This window comes from Chthonomonas sp. (assembly GCA_016788115.1).
Lineage (GTDB): Bacteria > Armatimonadota > Fimbriimonadia > Fimbriimonadales > Fimbriimonadaceae > UBA2391.
Genome location: JAEURR010000003.1, coordinates 32,677 through 50,077 on the forward strand (window position 1 = coordinate 32,677; position 17,401 = coordinate 50,077).

A 17,401-nucleotide genomic window follows, 5' to 3' on the forward strand; every position below is an offset into this window, starting at 1 on the left:
GAGCACACATAATGGCGATGAATGCCGCTGTACGAGTATCGTTGCCAGTCCTGCGGTCGAAAGGTCACAGTGCTGGTTGGGATGACGGCCGATGCACAGGAGCTGCGTTGCGAGCACTGCCAGAGCACCGACTTGCGCAAGCTCGTGAGCCGTTTCGTCCGTGGACGCGATGAAGACACGCGGATCGACGAGTTCGTGGATCAGCTCGACGTGATGGGCGAACCCGATTCGGCGAGCCGCGCGCGCGACCTGCTGCGCGAGGCTGGCAAAGCGATGGATGACGATATGTCCGACGAGATGGAAGAGATGTTTGAAGCTGACCAGGAGGGTGAGGATTGAAGCACTGCGGCAGTTTGATCACGATCTGCGGCAGCATGTACGCCGGTAAGAGCGAAGAGCTGATCCGTCGGGCTCGTCGCGCGCTCTATGCCAAGAAGCGGGTCCAAGTCTTCAAACCGAGCATCGACAAGCGGTACGACGAGTCGAGTGTGGTGACGCACATGGGCGTACGACACGAAGCGGTACCTGTGCGGACCAGCGACGAACTCTACGCAGCCGTCGATCCGGACGTCGAAGTGCTCGTCATCGAAGAGGTTCAGTTCTTCGACATGGACATCGTCGAACTTTGCATCGCGCTCGCCGATCGCGGGGTTGAAGTGATCGTCGGTGGCCTGGATCAGGACTTCCGCCGCAAGCCGTTCGGACCCATGCCCCAGCTCATGGCCGTCGCGGACGAGGTCGTCAAACTGCGGGCCATCTGCATGTGTTGCGGCGCAACCGCCAGCCACACCTACCGCATGATCGACGGCAAACCCGCCCACACCCACGACCCGATCGTTCTCATCGGTGCGACGGAAGCATACGAGGCGCGATGCCGTCGGTGCTACAAGCTCCGTGGCGAACGCAAAAGTCGATTCGGCCCTAAGGCAAACGTTTGACCATCCGGCGGTGGGCGATCCCCACCTCCATGAATGGGTCACCTTCGGCGTGGTAACCGAGCGATTCGTAGAACGCGACCACCGTGCTGCGCGCATGCAAGACGATGGACTCGTACCCCTGGCGGACTGCCCACCGTTCGCTCTCCGTGATGAGCGCTCGCCCGATCCCCTGTCCCTGGTCCGATGGCTCCACCGCGACCTGACGCATTTTGACGTGCGCCTCGCTGCTCGGCACCATGTGCAGACAGCCTAGCAGCTTCCCCTCATCAATCGCGACAAAAACCACTTCGTGCAGTTCGTGGGCAAGCTCGTGCGCAGTGAAGTCCAGCCCGAGTGGGGTGCGCAGCACCTTACGGCGCAAATCGACGGCACGCCAGTAGTCTGCCGAGTTATGAGCGACGGTGCGAATGTTCATCCGCCCAGCTTGTTGCTCGTGTGGTAGCGGATCTGGTCGGGCGAGAGGATCACCACGTTCGGCTGCGCAATCCGCAGGAAGTCCTCGAAGCTCACTTCGGCGACTTCCCCGTTCTCCATGAATTCATCGTAGAGATTGTTCAGCACCTCTTGCACGGTCGGCTCTTTGGGATAGGCATCCATCCAGACCCCGGCTCGCCTCTCACCGCTCTCGTACCCGACCGCCGCGACGTGCACCGTCCCCAAATCCTGCGTGCTGTCATCCAGTGCTCCGTCCGACCATGCGCCATGCTCCACCGTAATTCCGGCCGCCAGCAGTTTCGCATCGAGCTCAGCGCGAGCGAGCCCGGATTGGGCTCGAAGGATCATCCCTGTTTCCGCCCGACTTGCGGTGAGCAAAACCACGCCCCCGTGCTCGCGCAAGTAAGCGCGCTCCTTGGGCATGCGTTCCTTCAGCTCGATCACGAACTGTTCCAGGCTGACTTCAAGGGTAATCATGTGTGATGTCGGCAATTTTACGCTAAAATGCCTGCACGCTCAGCGCTCTGCTGAAATGAGGTCAACGGTGTCCGATACCATTCAAACCCTGCTCCAAGAGTCTCGCATCTTCACTCCGTCCGAGTCGTTTTCCAAGCTGGCAAACGTGAACGACCCGGCCGTGTATGCCGAGGCACTTGCGGATCCGCTCGCATTCTGGGAGCGGTGGGCTGAGAAACTCGACTGGGTTGAGCGCTGGCATACCGTGCTCGAGTGGAATCGACCCAACGCCAAATGGTTCCTGGGGGGCAAGTTGAACGCGTGCTACAACTGCCTGGATCGCCACGTCCAGGCTGGGCTGGGTGCGAAGACATGCGTCGTCTTCGAAGGCGAACCAGGCGACATCCGCCACATCTCCTATACCGAGATGCTGGAGTCGGTCAGTCGGCTCGCCAATGCGCTCAAGGGACTCGGCGTGCAGAAGGGAGACCGCGTCTGCATCTACATGCCGATGATCCCCGAGCTCGCCATGACCATGCTCGCCTGCGCCCGCATCGGAGCAGCGCACAGCGTCGTTTTCGGCGGATTCTCAGCGGACTCACTCCACGAAAGGATCAACGATGCCGGAGCCAAAGTCGTCGTGACTGCCGACGGTGGCTGGCGTCGCGGGGCGATCGTCCCGCTCAAGGCCGCCGTCGATGAGAGCATCAGCATGGGCGCGCCGACGGTCGAGAAGGTGCTCGTCTTCCGCCGGGCCGGTGAGCCCGGCACCTCCGACCACGGTTGGACTGTCCGTGACTACGACCAAGGCACTTGGGTCGAGGGCCGCGACGTCCGCTGGGCCGACATCGTTCCCCCCCAGAGCACCGAATGCGCTTGCGAGCCCATGGACAGCGAAGACCTCCTGTACATCTTGTACACCAGCGGCTCGACCGGCAAGCCCAAGGGGATCATGCACACCACCGGCGGGTACATGACCGGGGTGACCGCCACCGCGAACTGGGTGTTCGACCTGAAAGACACCGACATCTACTGGTGCACCGCCGACTGCGGATGGGTGACTGGACACAGCTACGTGGTCTACGGCCCCATGGCCAACCACGCCACTGTAATGATCTACGAGGGTGCGCCCGACACGCCGGACAAGGACAGATTCTGGAGGATGGTCGAGCGGCACCAAGTGACGATCCTGTACACCGCCCCCACAGCCATCCGCGCCTTCATGAAGTGGGGCGCGGAGTACCCCGCCCAGTGCGATTTGAGCTCGCTTAGGCTGCTGGGATCGGTCGGCGAACCTATCAACCCCGAAGCCTGGATGTGGTACCACGAGCACATCGGCCGCGGCAACTGCCCGATCGTCGATACCTGGTGGCAGACTGAAACCGGCGCGATGATGATCACGCCTCTGCCGGGCATTACGGCGACAAAGCCCGGTTCCGCCACCCAGCCATTCCCTGGCGTCCAACCCGTGATCCTGGACGATAACGGCAATGAAGTCACGCCAGTCCACGGCGCGCTTGGCTACTACGCATGCGCGACTGGCGGCGAAGCCCCCGCCACCGGCGAAGCGCGCGGCGGGTACTTGGCCATCCAGCAACCCTGGCCGTCGATGCTCCGCGGTATCTGGGGCGATCCGCAGAGGTTCCAAGACACCTACTGGTCGCGCTTCCCCGGCTACTACTTCGCGGGCGACGGCACCAAAGTGGACGAGGAAGGCTACTTCTGGCTGCTGGGCCGCGTGGACGACATCATGCTCGTCGCGGGCCACAACATCAGCACCATGGAGGTCGAGAGCGCGCTCGTCGACCACCCGGCGGTGGCCGAAGCCGCCGTGATCGGCAAGACCCACGACCTGAAGGGTCAGGCAATCGCCGCGTTTGTCATCATCCGCTCGGGCTACATCGAATCACACAACATCGGTCCCGATGCACTGGTGGCGGAACTCAAGAACCATGTGGCCCATAAGATCGGCCCCATCGCGCGACCCGACGACATCATCATTTCGGGCGACCTACCCAAGACGCGCTCAGGAAAGATCATGCGCCGACTCCTGCGCGACGTGGCCGAAGGCCGCGCGCTGGGAGACACAACCACGCTCGCCGATCCCGCCGTCGTCAACTCGCTGAAGGACAAGTACGAGAGCTCGGAAGGTTAGTCGGGGTATAGTTTCTGCTGGTCGCGGGGCGTGGCGCAGTTTGGTAGCGCGCTTCTCTGGGGGGGAAGAGGTCATGGGTTCAAATCCCGTCGCCCCGACCATATTTTCAACCTGGAATGCACTTGTGGGCGACACCGATTCCCATCGCGCTTGTCAGGCCTGCAAACCAGGATAACCAGGTTCACACCCCTTCACCGGGCCGGCTCTCATGCTCTGATTTGAGCGACTTACGTTACTCGGGCGGCAAGGTTCAACGTATGGCCAACCGTCTTCCGTTGATCCGACGGCGATAGCTGCCTGGGAACCTGCCCCGCGTTAGTCTGCGTTGTTCTCCCGGCGGCTGCGCCTAAACTCCAGCAAGCTCGTCCCCGCCAGCCGCTCCAGCAGCAGCAGCGTCCCTGCCTTGTCCAGCTCGCGATTCTGACCTTCGCAGCGGCTCGACATCAGGCACCTGGGGCACCCCTCCGCGCAGTCGCACTTGGCGATGAGTTCGAACGCAGCCTCCATCCAAGCCGCGCTGGAGCGCAATAACCGCTCGCACAGGCCCAGCCCGCCTTCAAACGAGTCAAACAGGAATACCGCGCCCTGCAGCGTGTCCGGGAAGATCGAGTACCATGCCGTGCCCAGGTCGCTCGGGTCGCATCCTGCAAAGATGGGCGCGAGCGAGCCAAGCGCATGCTCCACCCCGTGGATCGCTTGTGCCAGCCCCATTTCCACCTGCTCGAAGTCGACTGGGATTCGCAAGTGCAAGCCGACCGTGCGCAGCGTCTGTGCCGGGAGATCCAGGGGATGCACTTGCTCGGGCGCTCCCGTCCGACCGTCCAGCACGCGATACCCGACCACTGCTGTGGTCACATCCATCGAGACCAATTCCAGCCGGAACCCGCGAAACTCCTCGAAACCCAAGACGACTCTCGGTTCGACCACGGTCTGGGCCACCGCCTGGGTGGCGAGCTCCGTGTCCTCGCGGACCAGACGGACCACCGAGGCTCTAAGATCGAGCTCAACCACGCGGTAGCTCTGCCCCTGGTGCAGGTAGATGGCGTGCTCATGGGCCTCCATCGTCGCTCGCCAGCGCTCCATCGTCCCCAGCGGCGTCGTCCCCACCAACAGCGTGACCACGTCCGCGCCCCCTCCGCGCAGGTTCACGTTCCCGGCAGGCGAGTCGTGCGAGGGGTAGAAGTAGCGCCCCGCACTCCATTGCAAGTCGCCGGAGTCCACTAGCTCATCCGCCATCGCCGGAGCCCCAACCCCCATCGCAACCAGTTCATCAGGCGAGATGGGCCGCTCGTGAGCTGCGCAGCGTAACTGCTGCCTGGCGATGTGCGGGTTCTGCGGGGCTATGACAACGGGCTCGATGGGCGCGCCAACCATGAGGTCCGGATGCGCCAGGAGAAACTGCTCACGCGGGTCATCGCGCGCAATGGCCACCGAAACGGAGTCTCGGCCGCCGCGGCCTGCGCGGCCCACCTGCTGCCAAAAGCTCGCAATTGAGGTTGGCAAGCCGTTCATCACCACCGAATCGAGCGCTCCGACATCGACACCCAGCTCCATTGCGTTCGTGGTGATCAGCGCGACAAGGTCATCCCGAAAGAACCGCTGCTCGATGGAGCGACGCTGCTCGGCGGTGTAGCCGCCACGATACGACTCGACTCGCTCCGCCGCCGGCGATCCGAGCCGCTTCCGCACCATGCGCAGAACCGTCTCGGTCGTGGACCGAGCGCGGCAGAAGACCATCGTCTTGATACCTCGCTGGGCAAGGCTGGTGACGAGCGCTGCCGTTCGGACGTTCCCAGAGTCCGGGTCGTCCTGCCCCTCCAGCGAGCCCACCAGGAAGAGCGTGCGCTGCCCCTGCGGGCTCCCATCAATCTCGATGAGTTCGGCCGTGCGCCCAGTAAGCGCCGTGAAAAGCAGCTCCGGCTCGGCGACGGTTGCGCTGGTGGCGACGATCTGTGGCCGCGTACCGTACCACGCGCACAGGCGCAGGAGCCTCCGCAATACCCAAGCGCAGTGCGACCCGAAGACGCCGCGATAGGTGTGCATTTCGTCCAGGACGATGTAGCGGAGAGAACGCAGAAACGCACGCCATGTCTCGTGCTGCGGCAAGATACCGAGGTGCAGCATGTCCGGGTTTGTGAGCACCACCTGCGCCGACTTGCGAATCGTCGCGCGCTGTGACTTCGGAGTGTCGCCATCGAACGTCGCGACGCGAAAGTCAAGTCCTCGCGACAAGTCGGCCAGCTTGCCCAGTTGGTCCTGCGCCAGCGCTTTGGTCGGATACAAGTACAGCGCACGGGCGACTGGCTCTTCGCTCAGCCCTTGCAAGATCGGCAAGTTGTAACAGAGCGACTTGCCGCTGCTGGTGCCGGTGGCGACGACGACATCCTGGCCAGCCCGAAGCAGCTCGTACGCCTTCCGTTGATGGTCGTACAGATGCGCAATGCCAAGCTGGGTCAGTGCGTGGGTGACAGGCGGTGTGAGGTCAACAGGCAGCGGGTTCGATGAGCCCGGTTGGGCCGGAAACGACCGGATGGCTCGGGTCGAGTTGGCAATCGATTCGACGAGCAGGAACTCGTTGAGCAGTTGTTCGTGGGTCATCCGTCCAGTGCGTCAAGCACGGGATCGCGCGTGACGTCCTTGGACGTCCACTTCACGGCCAAAATGGTCAACACGTAAAGCACCGTCATCGGGATGGCCATTACGATCATGCTCAATGGGTCGTTGCTCGGCGTGATGATCATCGAGACGAAGAAGATACCTACCGTCGCCTGCCGCCAGTAGGCGAAGAGTCCTTCGACCGTCAGTAGGCCGATCTTCGCCAAGAAGTACACCACCACCGGCAGCTGGAACGCCAACCCAAAGGCAAGCATCATCTTGACGATGAAGAAGACTAGGGTGCCCGGTTCTTGGTACAGCACTGCCCCGGAGTAGTCGGAAACGTAGCTTGAGAACCACTGGAGCGCGGTCGGCAAAATCAGATAGCACAGCCCGGACCCCATGGCAAACAGGATGAGGCTCACCGGCACGACGATGCGGAAAGGACGCTGCTCGCTCGTCTTGAGTCCCGGCTTGATGAAACCCCAAAGTTGCACCGCGACAAACGGAAAGACTAGGATCAGTCCCACGAAGAACCCAAACTTCATCTTGAGCATGAAGGGGTCCACCAGGTTCTTGAACGCCTCTTTGTACTCGACCCCCTTAGGGATCGTCGATCGCGCCCAACCCATCAGCTGATCATAGATGGGAGTCTGAATGTAGTAGCCGATCACCCACCCGACGATGAGGAACGCAAAAATGCGCAGTACTCTCGATCGGAGTTCATCGATGTGCTGCCCCAAAGGAGCACGAAACTCATCGGGATCGTGTTCCGATGAGTTTCGCTTCTGTAGCCATTCGGTCAGCATGGACACCGTTCGGTGCCTATTCCAACGTCAGGAGGAACTGTTGTCGGCTCTTGATGATCCGGACGCCGCCCCGATTGGCGTTGCCAGCACCGCCGCCCCGACCAGGCTGGCCCTGACCAACACCGCCGCCGCCGCCGTTACCGCCGCGTCCACCGCGCGGGTCACCGCCGCCCCGTTCGCCGCTACCGTCAGGCGACCGCTGGTTGAGCGTGCCAGGACCTTCCGGCCCCATCGATCGGTCACCTTCACGACCCGATGCCGAATCTGTTCCGCGACCACCGCGAGCACCACCACCGGCTGCTCCGCCTTGGCCGCCGCCCTGGGCGGCACCGCCGCCACCCGCGGTCCGAATACGCTGCGTCGTCACCTGATTGCGCTCAAGCCGCGTGACCATGCCGTCGGCGAGGCTGAACCAATAGATCTCTTCAATCTCCGCCTGGTTTCCATCGTTCGCCTTGGTTCCAGTCGCGATTCGAGTTCGGATCTTGGCGCAGGGTCTGCCGCCTTCCCACTCAATCGATTCCAGGACGCCTCGCGCTGGCTGCGGATTCGAGATTTTCTCTTGCGAGTAAACAGTCTCGATGTTCATCCCGCTTTGCACGATCGCGCCCGACCAGGCATCGCCAGTCTTGACGCCTGTCGTCGGCAGAATCGGCAGCGGGAAGTTGCCGAAGATGTACTGCTTCTCATTCGCAGTCGAAGAGCCTTCCATCGGGATGTATGCGGGAGAACGACCGAAGATCTCACGACCCGTGTCGGTCACCCGCATATAGATCGGATAGAACTGATTCTTCGGACGTCGCTTGATCTCGGGGTCGCCCTGCAGCGGGAGCATGGCGTAGTCCTTGCCCTTGTCAGGCAAGATCTCCATCCGGACAAGCCCTTCGCGCTTGCCGTTGCCCATGTTGTAGGCGTTGTCGAAGGTGTAGCGATACCGTGTGCTAAAGCCGCCCTGCGGGAGGTCAGGAGCACGACCCCCAAGCTGAGCCTGAGCCTCGCTCATCATGCTGACGCTCTGACGGATCTCCAGCTTGTAGGTGTACTGGGCGCCGGGCGTCATCTTGTACCGCAGCTTATAGCCGCCAGCGGGGGGTGCCAAACTGTTGCGATTGTCCAAGCGAAGGCGCACCGAGGAGCGGTTGAGAGCGCGCGAAGCATCGCCAAAGTCTGCATAGAGGACCGCTTCGATGTTCAGATTGCCGTCCGGAAGCTGGCGACCCTTCGTGTCTAGCTTGTACACGAAGTCATCGCCTTCGTAGTCTTCTTTGCCGACCGGGGTCACTGCCTCCAAGAACTTGCCGTTGACCATGATGCCAACGTAGCCCGTGGGTGGGATCGCTCCCTTCGGAATCCGTACTTTGACCACTTCGCGAACGATCGAACCGCTCGCGGGGCGCCGGATAGTAAAGGTGCTCTGGGCAAAGGCGACCGCGCCGATGCTAAAGCATAGTCCAATAACACAAAATCGCTTCATGTTCTACAGTACCTTACCCCGTCCAAGGGGTGCTTCGATGGTGAAATCTAACCATTCAGACGCAAATCAAGTTCCGAACGTTACGAGGGCCAACATAAAAGCGCGCGCCTGGACGAATCCGGGCGCGCGCAGTGCTTTGGGGTGACGTTGAACTTACTTCTTGGACCGGCGGCGAAGCATCAGTGCTGCGCCAATCCCAACGGCCACGAACGATGCAGGCTCGGGGACGACGGTACCGATCATCTGGACGTTGTCCAGGCGGCTGGCACCGCTTGCACCCGTGCCACCAGTGAACGTGTAGATGAACTCAACGGTCGTCGCGTTCACGACGGCGATCGTCGAGCTGACTGCAGTAAACGTGCTCGCTGTCGAGTTCCAACCCGTTGCAACTAGCGTCGCGGCGCCGCCGTTGACCTTCATCGAAAGCGTCGAGGTCAAGAAGCCCGTCGACGAGTGGCGATAATCAAACGCGACTCGGGTCAGATTGATCTTCTTGCCACCAGTTGCGGTGAGCAGGAAGTTGATCGTCTGACCGTTCACGATCGGCGAACCCGAACCGGAGTTCGTTCCGCGCATAACGATTGCCCCGGTAGCCGCCGGGACGGCTCGCGGGTCGCTCAGTACGGTGCCAGTAAAGGTACCGACCTGACCGTTGGTCGTTGCACTGTTAATGACCGTGTTGAATGTCGCGCTCGAGGTAAGGCTTGACGAAACGTTCGCCGCGAGGAACGTTGCAGCTGTGCTGTCGAGTCGGCCGACGCCTGACGAGTTTGAGTTGGTCGTGAACTGGTCAAACGTCCAGTACGCCACGTGCTGGGCGTGCGCTGCACCCGCAGCAACGACTAATCCTAAGATTACAAATTTTTTCATCCTTTCAAATAACACTCCTACAGACATTGGACCCACCGGTACTCCCCAGCGTGACCATAGCAATATCGTCAGATCAGCGCCGAAATGGGACAGTCCGGCGAGAAGGATCACGATTTCTTAACTCCCCGGTGGCGCGCTACGAATCTGATGTGTATACTTACGTCCACATGTCAAGCAACGGCTGGCTCGTGCTCCGGAACGCCCGAGGAAACAATCTGCAGGGCGTCGATGTCTCCATCCCCCTTGGGCTAATGGTGTGCGTCACCGGCGTGAGCGGCAGTGGCAAGAGCACGCTCGTCCAGGACACCCTGTTCCCCCGGCTGATGTACGAACTCTTCGGCACTCGCTCGGTTTGGGAGCCCCACGACGGACTCGACGGGCACGAGCAACTGGACAAGGTCATCGACATCGACCAATCACCCATCGGGCGAACGCCGCGCTCGAATCCGGCGACCTACACGGGTACGTTCGACATGATCCGCGACCTCTTCTCAATGACTCCCGATGCCAAGATCCGGGGCTACAAGACCGGGCGATTCAGCTTTAACGTCAAGGGTGGACGGTGCGAGGCGTGCAAAGGTGACGGCATCATCAAGATCGAGATGCACTTCTTGCCCGACGTCTACGTCCCATGCGAAGTCTGCAAGGGCAAGCGCTACAACCGCGAGACGCTTGAAGTCAAGTACAAGGGTAAGTCGATTTCTGAAGTCCTTGAAATGACCATCGAGGAGGCGTGCGAGTTCTTCCAGCCGATCCCCAAGATCTACCGAAAGCTCGAAACGCTTGAGCAAGTCGGTCTCGGCTACGTTCGCCTTGGACAACCCGCTACAACTCTTTCGGGAGGCGAAGCACAGCGAATCAAGCTCGCCGCCGAACTCAGCAAACGCGCCACCGGTAACACGATATACATCTTGGATGAGCCCACGACCGGCCTCCACTTCGCCGATGTCCGCCGACTCCTTGCCGTGCTGCAACGGCTGGTGGACCAGGGGAACTCCGTCCTCGTCATTGAGCACAACCTCGACGTCATCAAGACGGCAGACTGGATCATCGACATGGGGCCTGAAGGCGGCACCGGAGGGGGTCAAGTCATCGCATCAGGACCGCCGGAAGCCATCGCCGCAACCGCGGGCAGCTACACGGGCAAATTCCTGAGGGAGTTGCTTGCCCGTGAAGACGCGAAGCCGGCGGTCGTCTCCTAGCCCGCTTACGCGAGCTTGGACTCGATGAGATCAACAGCCGACTGGACCGTATCCACGTCGAACGCGAACCGCGCACCCGCTGCCGAGAACAACTGCGGCAAGGTCACCGTACCGCCGAGGGCCAGCGCGCTACGGTAGTTTGCGATCGCCTTGGGTGCGTCCTCGAGCGAATTGCGCCAGACCTGGACCGCACCCAACTGCGCCAAGCCGTACTCGACGTAATAGAACGGAATCTCGAAGATGTGGAGCTTGCGGTGCCAGCCGGTCTCCTTCTCGGCCTGCAACCCGCTCCAATCCTCAAAGCCCATGAACCGATCCCAAAGCTCGGACCAAGCGCGGTCACACTGAGCACTGTCCCGTGCCCGCTGCGGATCGGCATAGACCCAATGCTGGAATCCGTCCACCACCGCCATGTACGGCCAGAAAAGCACGAGCTTCTCGAGGTGCTCCTGGCGCGCTCGCTTGGCGTCCTCAGCAATGTAATAGCCGCCGTACGACTCGTCCAGGTACGGTCCGGCGAGCAACTCCATGCTCATCGAAGCCACCTCGGCGAATTCCGTGTTGACCTCGTGCTGCTGGTGATAAGGCAGCACCGCCGACTCGAAAACGTGGAACGCATGGCCGCCCTCGTGGAGCAACGTCTGAACGTCTCCGTGCTTCCCGACTGCGTTCATGTAGATGAACGGTCGACGCGATACGGGGAACGCGGTGCAATAGCCGCCCGGTGCCTTGTTCTTGCGGTTGCCCAGGTCCAAAAGGTCCTCAGCAAGCATCGCGTCGTAGTAGCCTCCGAGCACCGGGTCCACCTGCCGGAAGATCGCACTTGCCTTCTGCTCCAGGTCCGCAACCTGGGAGAAAGGCTTGAGCGGCTGCTGTCCATGCTCGGGGCATCCCAGATCCCATGGCCGAACGCTGTCCAGCCCGAGCCTCGCCCGTCGGCGTTCAATGATCCGCTTCGCTGCCGGAACAACCGACTTCTCGATCGCGTTGCGAAACGATTCGCAGTCGGCTTCCGTGTAGTCAAACCGTTGCATTTCTTGCCAGCGCAACTGCGTGTAAGTCTCAAATCCCGCGTTCTTGGCCTGAGGCACGCGCAGGTCCAACAGCTCTGCCCACAACGCGTTGAGCTTCGATCGATCTTCCAGCCGCCGGTCCATCCCCAATCGCCAAGCTCGCTCGCGAACCTCGCGGTCGGAGTTCAGTTGGTTCATCTCCAGCTTGGTCAGGGTGATCTCTTCGCCCTCCCAGCGGACGGTCTGCGCACCGACGATCTCGCCGTACTCGGTCGACTTCTCGGATTCCTTGGCCTTAAGCTCGACGTTCTTGGCACGGAAGATCGCCGCCTCGCAACGCATATTGCGCAGCGGAATCTCGAAGTTCGCAGGCGTGACGCCGCTGGCCAGAAGCTTCTCCTTCAACGCCTGGCTCGCGCGCTGCTGCTCAGGAAAAATCTGCTTGTAGAACGTGCTGTAAGCCGAGGTCGCGACTTCGTCGGCGGTGTTGGCGGTCATGGCCACGTAGATGCGGCTGAGCAAGTCCGAGATTAGGTTCTCGATCTTGGTCCATTCCGCCAGCCACGCATTCACATCCTCGCCGTTCAGGTCCGTATCGAGGAGGGCATCAAATGCGGGCGCATAGGTCGGCCAGCTAAGGTCGCGCGCTGCGTCAAAATTCTCGGGAAGGGCTTGCATGGCGGCAAGCTTACCCACGCGGTCTACTCACGCCGGGACGCTTGGCGGGGTCCGAACCACTTCGTGTTTTCTTCTTCGCTAAGCTCGTTGATGAACTGGTCGACGTATTGCATGGCTTGCGCGGCGAACTGGAACGATCCGTCCACCTCGCCTTGCCATATGGTTTGCACCACCCAATCCGGAACGGGCAGGAACACGATCCGGTCCGGCGCGTCGAGTGTCACCGGCACGATCATCGTCGAACCTCCGGTCCCTGAATAGATGAACTCAAGCGTCATCGTGTGAGGAGTGAAGGACGCCTTGCCGATCTGCGGCTGGACTCCAAGCGCCCGAGCCTCAGACAGCACAGAAGACTCGAACTCCCCCTCGCTGGGATCACGACCCTCAAGCAAATCGTTCCACAGCGCACGTTTCTTCTGGGCTACGAATTCGTTCAGGGTCATAGGACCATTTTACTGGGTCGGGAACCGCCAGCTCACGGTCGAGGTTAGCAAGGACGGACCTGGACAAGGCCACGTCCGACACTCTGAGTTCGATGAACCTGACAGGTAAACTGCCCGCCGTGATGCTGTTCCGAAAGGGAAATCCCCAAAGAGATCGCTTTGAGCGGTTGGCCGAAGAAGTTTTCCCTTCGCTCTTCGGGACGGCACTGCGATTGACCCGCGACCGCGAGGACGCCCAAGACCTCACTCAAGAGGCGATCGTCCGGGCGTACGACGCCTTCGACCGGTTCGACGGACGCAACTTCAAGGCCTGGATCCTCCGGATCCTCACCAACCTCTACATCAACCGCTACCGACAAAAGCTGCGATCCGGCAGCACCGTTTCGTTTGAAGACGAGAACACCGCCGAGCCGGTCGCGGACCCGAGCGAATCGCCCGAGCGGTTGGTCTTCGACCACCTGATGGGCGGCGAAGTTCAAGAGGCCCTGGAAAAAGTACCGGCAGATTTTCGCATGGCAGTCTTGCTCAGCGATGTGGAGGGTCTCTCATATGAGGAGATCGCCGAAGCCACTCAGGTTCCAATCGGTACCGTCCGCTCCCGAATTGCACGGGGAAGAGCGATTTTGCGCCGCGAGCTGGAACCACACGCCCGCGCCGAAGGTTATTTGAAAACAGAAGCACTCTCCGAGGACTCCGACTAACGCAATGAAAGATTTTGAATTGATGCATAGCTTGGCCGATGGCCAACTCGAAGGAGAAGAGCGCAACGCCGCGCTCGCCAAGATGTCCGCCGATCCCCGACTCGAAGCCGAGTACCAACAGGCACTCGCTCTCAAGTCGACCCTGAAGCGGTGCGTCAAGGGCGAGATGTGCAACGAGACTTGGTCCCTTTGCAAGTCGCGCCTCGATGAGATCGACCGAGCGTCGAACGCGCAGCACTTTGTCAGCAAGTACTCCTGGCAAATGGCAGCGTGTCTCTTTTTCCTCCTCGTCGGGGCTGGCATCATGAATCGTGTGGGCAGCCAGAACACCCTCCACACGAGCGATGTCGCCAGCTACGCCGCGGGCCTTAACACCAGCAGCATCGTCCCGGAAAGCGTCCGTTCATGGTTTTCCGACCGACTCGGCAACCACGAAGCCAAGACTCCACTTGAACTCGTCGGTTTCGTCGAGCAGCGCATGCAAGATGGCCGGATCGTGCAGGTTTACGACATCCGTGACGAGCGCGGCCAGATGCGACTGCTCCGGGTGAGTGGTGCAGTCGCCGTGGACGGAACTTGGCGCGACCCACGCACGAACTCTCGGCGCGGCGTCATCGGCTCGAACAACTGCCTGTTCTGGACTGAAGACAACGCTGCATTCCTGTTGCTAGGCAACCGGTCCCACGACGAGCTGCAGCGCGTGGTCGACGAACTCTAACCCTCTCCTCCAACAAAGCTCCTTTCATAACGGCCTGATCGCAACGCCAACGCGATCAGGTCAATTTTTTTGTGCTTCCGCCTCCGAAGTGTCACAAGTCAAGCCTTGCGGGCAGATAGGAGATTGGAACATTTGGCGCGCCCGAAGGGGGTGCGTCTTGAGCAACCACAGGGAGTAAAGAGCAAATGAATTCTCAGCACAAAGCGCTGTTGATCGTTGTGGCCATGTGCGCCGCAGCGGCGAGCCAAGCCATCATCATCGCGTCCGATAACGCCGACCACCCGACGTACAACGACGGCTGGCAGCTTACGGACAATAGCATCACCGGCTACAATCCGTGGGTGCAATTCCAGGCAGGCGGCGGACGCTACATCGGCCCCAGCGTCGACGGCGACAGCCGTTCCTTCGGCCTGTTCAACGGCGGCGGTTACTCTGTCGGTCGCCCGCTCCAGGTTGGTCTAAGCGCTGGCTTCTACACGGTCATCGGCCGACATAACGTGGACAACTCCCAGGGTTTCTCGGGGTTCAACGTCAAGTCGTCCGTTGGCTCCACGTTCGGTGCAGGCCAAATCCTGGCCTGGGGTCTGACGCCCTCCACCGGCAACCAGAAGGTCTATCTCAGCGACGGTAACACGATCAACCTTGGGGTCGAGCTTCGCGGTCGAACCCTCAGCTACTCGCTGCAGTTCGGTGGTGGAAACTACACTCTGCGCGTGGTCGACGTGAACAACCTCTCGATCAACGGCCTGGTTAGCGGTTCGTTCTCAGGTTCGATCTACTCGGTGGGATTTGCCCAGTTTAACAACGGCAGCTTCCAGGATCTGCTATTCGATCGACCGACGTTCGATGCCGTTCCTGAACCGGGCACCATGGCCGCTATGGCTGCGGCCCTCGGCGCATTCGCGCTGCGACGCCGCAAGCGATAAGTCTTCCTTAGACACGTCAGCGCAAACGGAACCGCGCGCCTGAGCCTAGTGCTCGGCGCGCGTTCTGGTGACGCAACCCTCTGAACCAGCGTAAGGTAAAATAGAGGTCTTCCGCAGGGGTATAGCTCAGTTGGTAGAGCGGCGGTCTCCAAAACCGTAGGTCGCGGGTTCAAGTCCTGTTGCCCCTGCCATTTCCCTCTCGCACGCATTTTCGCCAGCAATTTTGAACCTGCTTCGGCCAAAATTGACGAATGCGCGTTCGTGTTCTAGTTGCGCTCCTCGGTTGTCTCATCGCCCTTGCCGGGTGCGCGGAGCCGACAGTACAAGGGGGGAAGCCAAACCCCAAACCGGTCAAGAAGCTGGTCTCGCTGAGCCCGAGCGTCACCGAAATCGTCGCGATGAACATGCCGCAAATGCTGGCCGGACGGACCGCCGCGTGCAACTTCCCGCCCACCGGCTTGGAGCAGGTGCCCGTCCTCGCGACCGTCAAGCCGGACTACGAGAAGCTCGCCAAAGTTGCACCGGACCTCGTGGTCTACGATGCCAACCTGTTCTCGGATGCAGACGTGACGCAGATGAAAGCCGCTGCGCCCAAAGCCAACTTCTTACCGTTCGCCGCGCAGACTGTTCAGGGGTACATCGACTGGCTCCTTGAGCTCGGCAAACTGACGGGCACCGAGACGGCCATGTCCGAATACAGCGACAAGGTCTACGGCGCGCTTGAGCGAGCCCGTGGCGCCGCGCCAACACCCCTCGTTCGCACCCTCGTCCTTTCAGGTGACGGACCCGGCGCGCTCTTTGCAGCGGGCAAGAAGTCGCTGCTCGCCGACGTCATCCGCCAGGGTGGTGGCGAACTCCTCGGCGACGACAGCAATCGCTTTACTGCCCTCAAGCCCGAAGCCATTGTTTCGGGCGATCCAGAACTCATCCTCGTCGCTGGCGAAGCAAGCACGGTTCTGAAGGACCCACGATTCGCCGCGACCTCCGCCGTCAAGCGGAACCAAGTTTATGGTCTCAACGCTGACGTGCTTCTGCGCGCTGGCTCCCGATTTGACAAACTGATCGAAGGGATTAGCCGCATTCTGCCCGCTGCCCGCGCGGCCAAGTAACTCATCAACCCAGGAGAAACACACCAACTAGCATGGCAAACGCACCGCTCGCCGAGATCGGCATTTTCGGAGGCTCAGGCTTCTACAGTCTTCTTGATAATGTCAAGGAGGTCAAAATCGACACTCCTTATGGCCCCCCGAGCGACTCGCTGTTTCTGGCCGAGCTGAACGGACGTAAGGTCGCCTTTCTTCCCCGCCACGGTCGCCGCCACACGATCCCGCCGCATAAGATCAACTACCGCGCCAACGTGTGGGCCATGCGCCGCGTAGGCGTCAAAGCCGTCATTTCGCCGTGCGCTGCAGGCTCACTCCAGCAGCACGTCAAGCCAGGCGACTTCGTCGTTTGTGACCAATTCGTCGATCGCACCACCGGCCGCATCGACACTTTCTTTGATGGTCCGATCGTTTCCCACGTTTCTCCCGCCGACACCTACGATCCCGTCCTGCGCAAGCTGGCAGTCGAGACCATCCGGGCCCACGGCATCGAGTGTCACGACGGCGGAACTGTGGTCGTCGTTCAAGGCCCGCGATTCAGTACCAAGGCGGAGAGCAAGTGGTTCACCGACGCCGGATGGCAGGTCATCAACATGACCCAGTACCCTGAGGCGTATCTCTGCCGAGAACTGGGCATGGCGGTCGTCAACATCGCATTGATCACCGACTACGACGCGGGTCTGGTTGCCGATACCGAGGCCGTGAATGCACACAGCGTCCTGGAAATCTTCAATCAGAACTCGGAGAGGATCCGCAACGTGGTCATCGATCTGGTTGGCAAGTTCCCCAAGGACCTCGACGCACTCGGAGCTCGAGAGACACTGCAGTTCAGCCGCGGCGATGGACATGCGGCTTCTGAGTTCGATATCCGTCTCTTTGAATAAG

Annotated in this window: 17 protein-coding genes and 2 tRNA genes; 11 read left to right on the plus strand and 8 right to left on the minus strand. The window is 61.0% G+C overall.

Annotation, left to right across the window (positions count from 1 at the left end; all coding sequences use genetic code 11):
- Positions 1-21: 21 nt before the first annotated feature.
- Positions 22-339, plus strand: coding sequence for a zinc ribbon domain-containing protein (locus JNM85_00375; protein MBL8086508.1), 318 nt, complete (start codon positions 22-24; stop codon positions 337-339).
- 35 nt (positions 340-374) lie between these two features.
- On the plus strand, positions 375-938 hold the full coding sequence (locus tag JNM85_00380) for a thymidine kinase (protein ID MBL8086509.1): 564 nt from the start codon (positions 375-377) through the stop codon (positions 936-938).
- On the opposite strand, the gene JNM85_00385 is transcribed toward JNM85_00380, so the two are convergent.
- Positions 922-1,353, minus strand: a complete 432-nt coding sequence (locus JNM85_00385; GenBank protein ID MBL8086510.1) for a GNAT family N-acetyltransferase — start codon at positions 1,351-1,353, stop codon at positions 922-924. The two genes, JNM85_00380 and JNM85_00385, sit on opposite strands and share 17 nt — an antisense overlap.
- The gene (locus JNM85_00390; protein MBL8086511.1) at positions 1,350-1,850 is read right to left on the minus strand and encodes a hypothetical protein; all 501 of its coding nucleotides are present in this window, start codon (positions 1,848-1,850) and stop codon (positions 1,350-1,352) included. The genes JNM85_00385 and JNM85_00390 overlap by 4 nt, the downstream gene beginning before the upstream one ends.
- A gap of 55 nt (positions 1,851-1,905) precedes the next feature.
- Here JNM85_00390 and acs point away from each other — a divergent pair, with 55 nt between their 5' ends.
- Positions 1,906-3,984, plus strand: a complete 2,079-nt coding sequence (gene acs / locus JNM85_00395) for an acetate--CoA ligase (GenBank protein ID MBL8086512.1) — start codon at positions 1,906-1,908, stop codon at positions 3,982-3,984.
- Between the two features lie 24 nt (positions 3,985-4,008).
- Positions 4,009-4,085: transfer RNA gene (locus tag JNM85_00400), tRNA-Pro, on the plus strand.
- 214 nt (positions 4,086-4,299) lie between these two features.
- Here the strand turns inward: JNM85_00400 and JNM85_00405 are convergent.
- From JNM85_00405 to JNM85_00420, 4 genes are all read right to left on the minus strand, one after another.
- Positions 4,300-6,582, minus strand: coding sequence for a DEAD/DEAH box helicase (locus JNM85_00405; GenBank protein MBL8086513.1), 2,283 nt, complete (start codon positions 6,580-6,582; stop codon positions 4,300-4,302).
- Positions 6,579-7,388: a twin-arginine translocase subunit TatC gene (gene tatC, locus JNM85_00410; GenBank protein MBL8086514.1), complete on the minus strand. Its 810-nt coding sequence runs from the start codon at positions 7,386-7,388 to the stop codon at positions 6,579-6,581. Before tatC ends, JNM85_00405 begins: the two co-directional genes overlap by 4 nt.
- 16 nt (positions 7,389-7,404) lie before the next feature.
- Positions 7,405-8,862 carry a hypothetical protein gene (locus tag JNM85_00415; GenBank protein ID MBL8086515.1) on the minus strand — a complete coding sequence of 486 codons (1,458 nt, stop codon included), beginning with the start codon at positions 8,860-8,862 and terminating at the stop codon, positions 7,405-7,407.
- A gap of 153 nt (positions 8,863-9,015) precedes the next feature.
- Positions 9,016-9,732, minus strand: coding sequence for a PEP-CTERM sorting domain-containing protein (locus tag JNM85_00420; GenBank protein MBL8086516.1), 717 nt, complete (start codon positions 9,730-9,732; stop codon positions 9,016-9,018).
- Positions 9,733-9,899: 167 nt separating this feature from the next.
- Between JNM85_00420 and JNM85_00425 the strand changes: the two genes are divergently transcribed.
- On the plus strand, positions 9,900-10,934 hold the full coding sequence (locus tag JNM85_00425) for an ATP-binding cassette domain-containing protein (GenBank protein MBL8086517.1): 1,035 nt from the start codon (positions 9,900-9,902) through the stop codon (positions 10,932-10,934).
- A gap of 5 nt (positions 10,935-10,939) precedes the next feature.
- Here JNM85_00425 and JNM85_00430 read toward each other — a convergent pair whose 3' ends face one another.
- Entirely contained in the window at positions 10,940-12,643 is a 1,704-nt protein-coding gene (locus tag JNM85_00430; protein MBL8086518.1) for a M3 family oligoendopeptidase, read from the minus strand.
- A gap of 5 nt (positions 12,644-12,648) precedes the next feature.
- Positions 12,649-13,068, minus strand: coding sequence for a hypothetical protein (locus JNM85_00435; protein MBL8086519.1), 420 nt, complete (start codon positions 13,066-13,068; stop codon positions 12,649-12,651).
- A gap of 92 nt (positions 13,069-13,160) precedes the next feature.
- On the opposite strand from JNM85_00435, the gene JNM85_00440 reads away from it, so the two are divergent.
- The 6 genes from JNM85_00440 to JNM85_00465 all read left to right on the plus strand — a co-directional run bounded on the left by JNM85_00440 (position 13,161) and on the right by JNM85_00465 (position 17,400).
- Entirely contained in the window at positions 13,161-13,769 is a 609-nt protein-coding gene (locus JNM85_00440; GenBank protein MBL8086520.1) for a sigma-70 family RNA polymerase sigma factor, read from the plus strand.
- A 4-nt stretch (positions 13,770-13,773) separates the two neighbouring features.
- Positions 13,774-14,487, plus strand: coding sequence for a hypothetical protein (locus JNM85_00445; GenBank protein ID MBL8086521.1), 714 nt, complete (start codon positions 13,774-13,776; stop codon positions 14,485-14,487).
- Positions 14,488-14,672: 185 nt separating this feature from the next.
- Complete coding sequence (locus tag JNM85_00450) at positions 14,673-15,413, plus strand: PEP-CTERM sorting domain-containing protein (GenBank protein ID MBL8086522.1); 741 nt, start codon at positions 14,673-14,675, stop codon at positions 15,411-15,413.
- 115 nt (positions 15,414-15,528) lie between these two features.
- Positions 15,529-15,604 (plus strand) — tRNA-Trp (locus tag JNM85_00455).
- Between the two features lie 60 nt (positions 15,605-15,664).
- Positions 15,665-16,522 (plus strand): ABC transporter substrate-binding protein, encoded by an 858-nt coding sequence (locus JNM85_00460; protein MBL8086523.1) that lies wholly within the window; start codon positions 15,665-15,667, stop codon positions 16,520-16,522.
- A 32-nt stretch (positions 16,523-16,554) separates the two neighbouring features.
- Positions 16,555-17,400 carry an S-methyl-5'-thioadenosine phosphorylase gene (locus tag JNM85_00465; protein ID MBL8086524.1) on the plus strand — a complete coding sequence of 282 codons (846 nt, stop codon included), beginning with the start codon at positions 16,555-16,557 and terminating at the stop codon, positions 17,398-17,400.
- Position 17,401 lies beyond the last annotated feature (1 nt).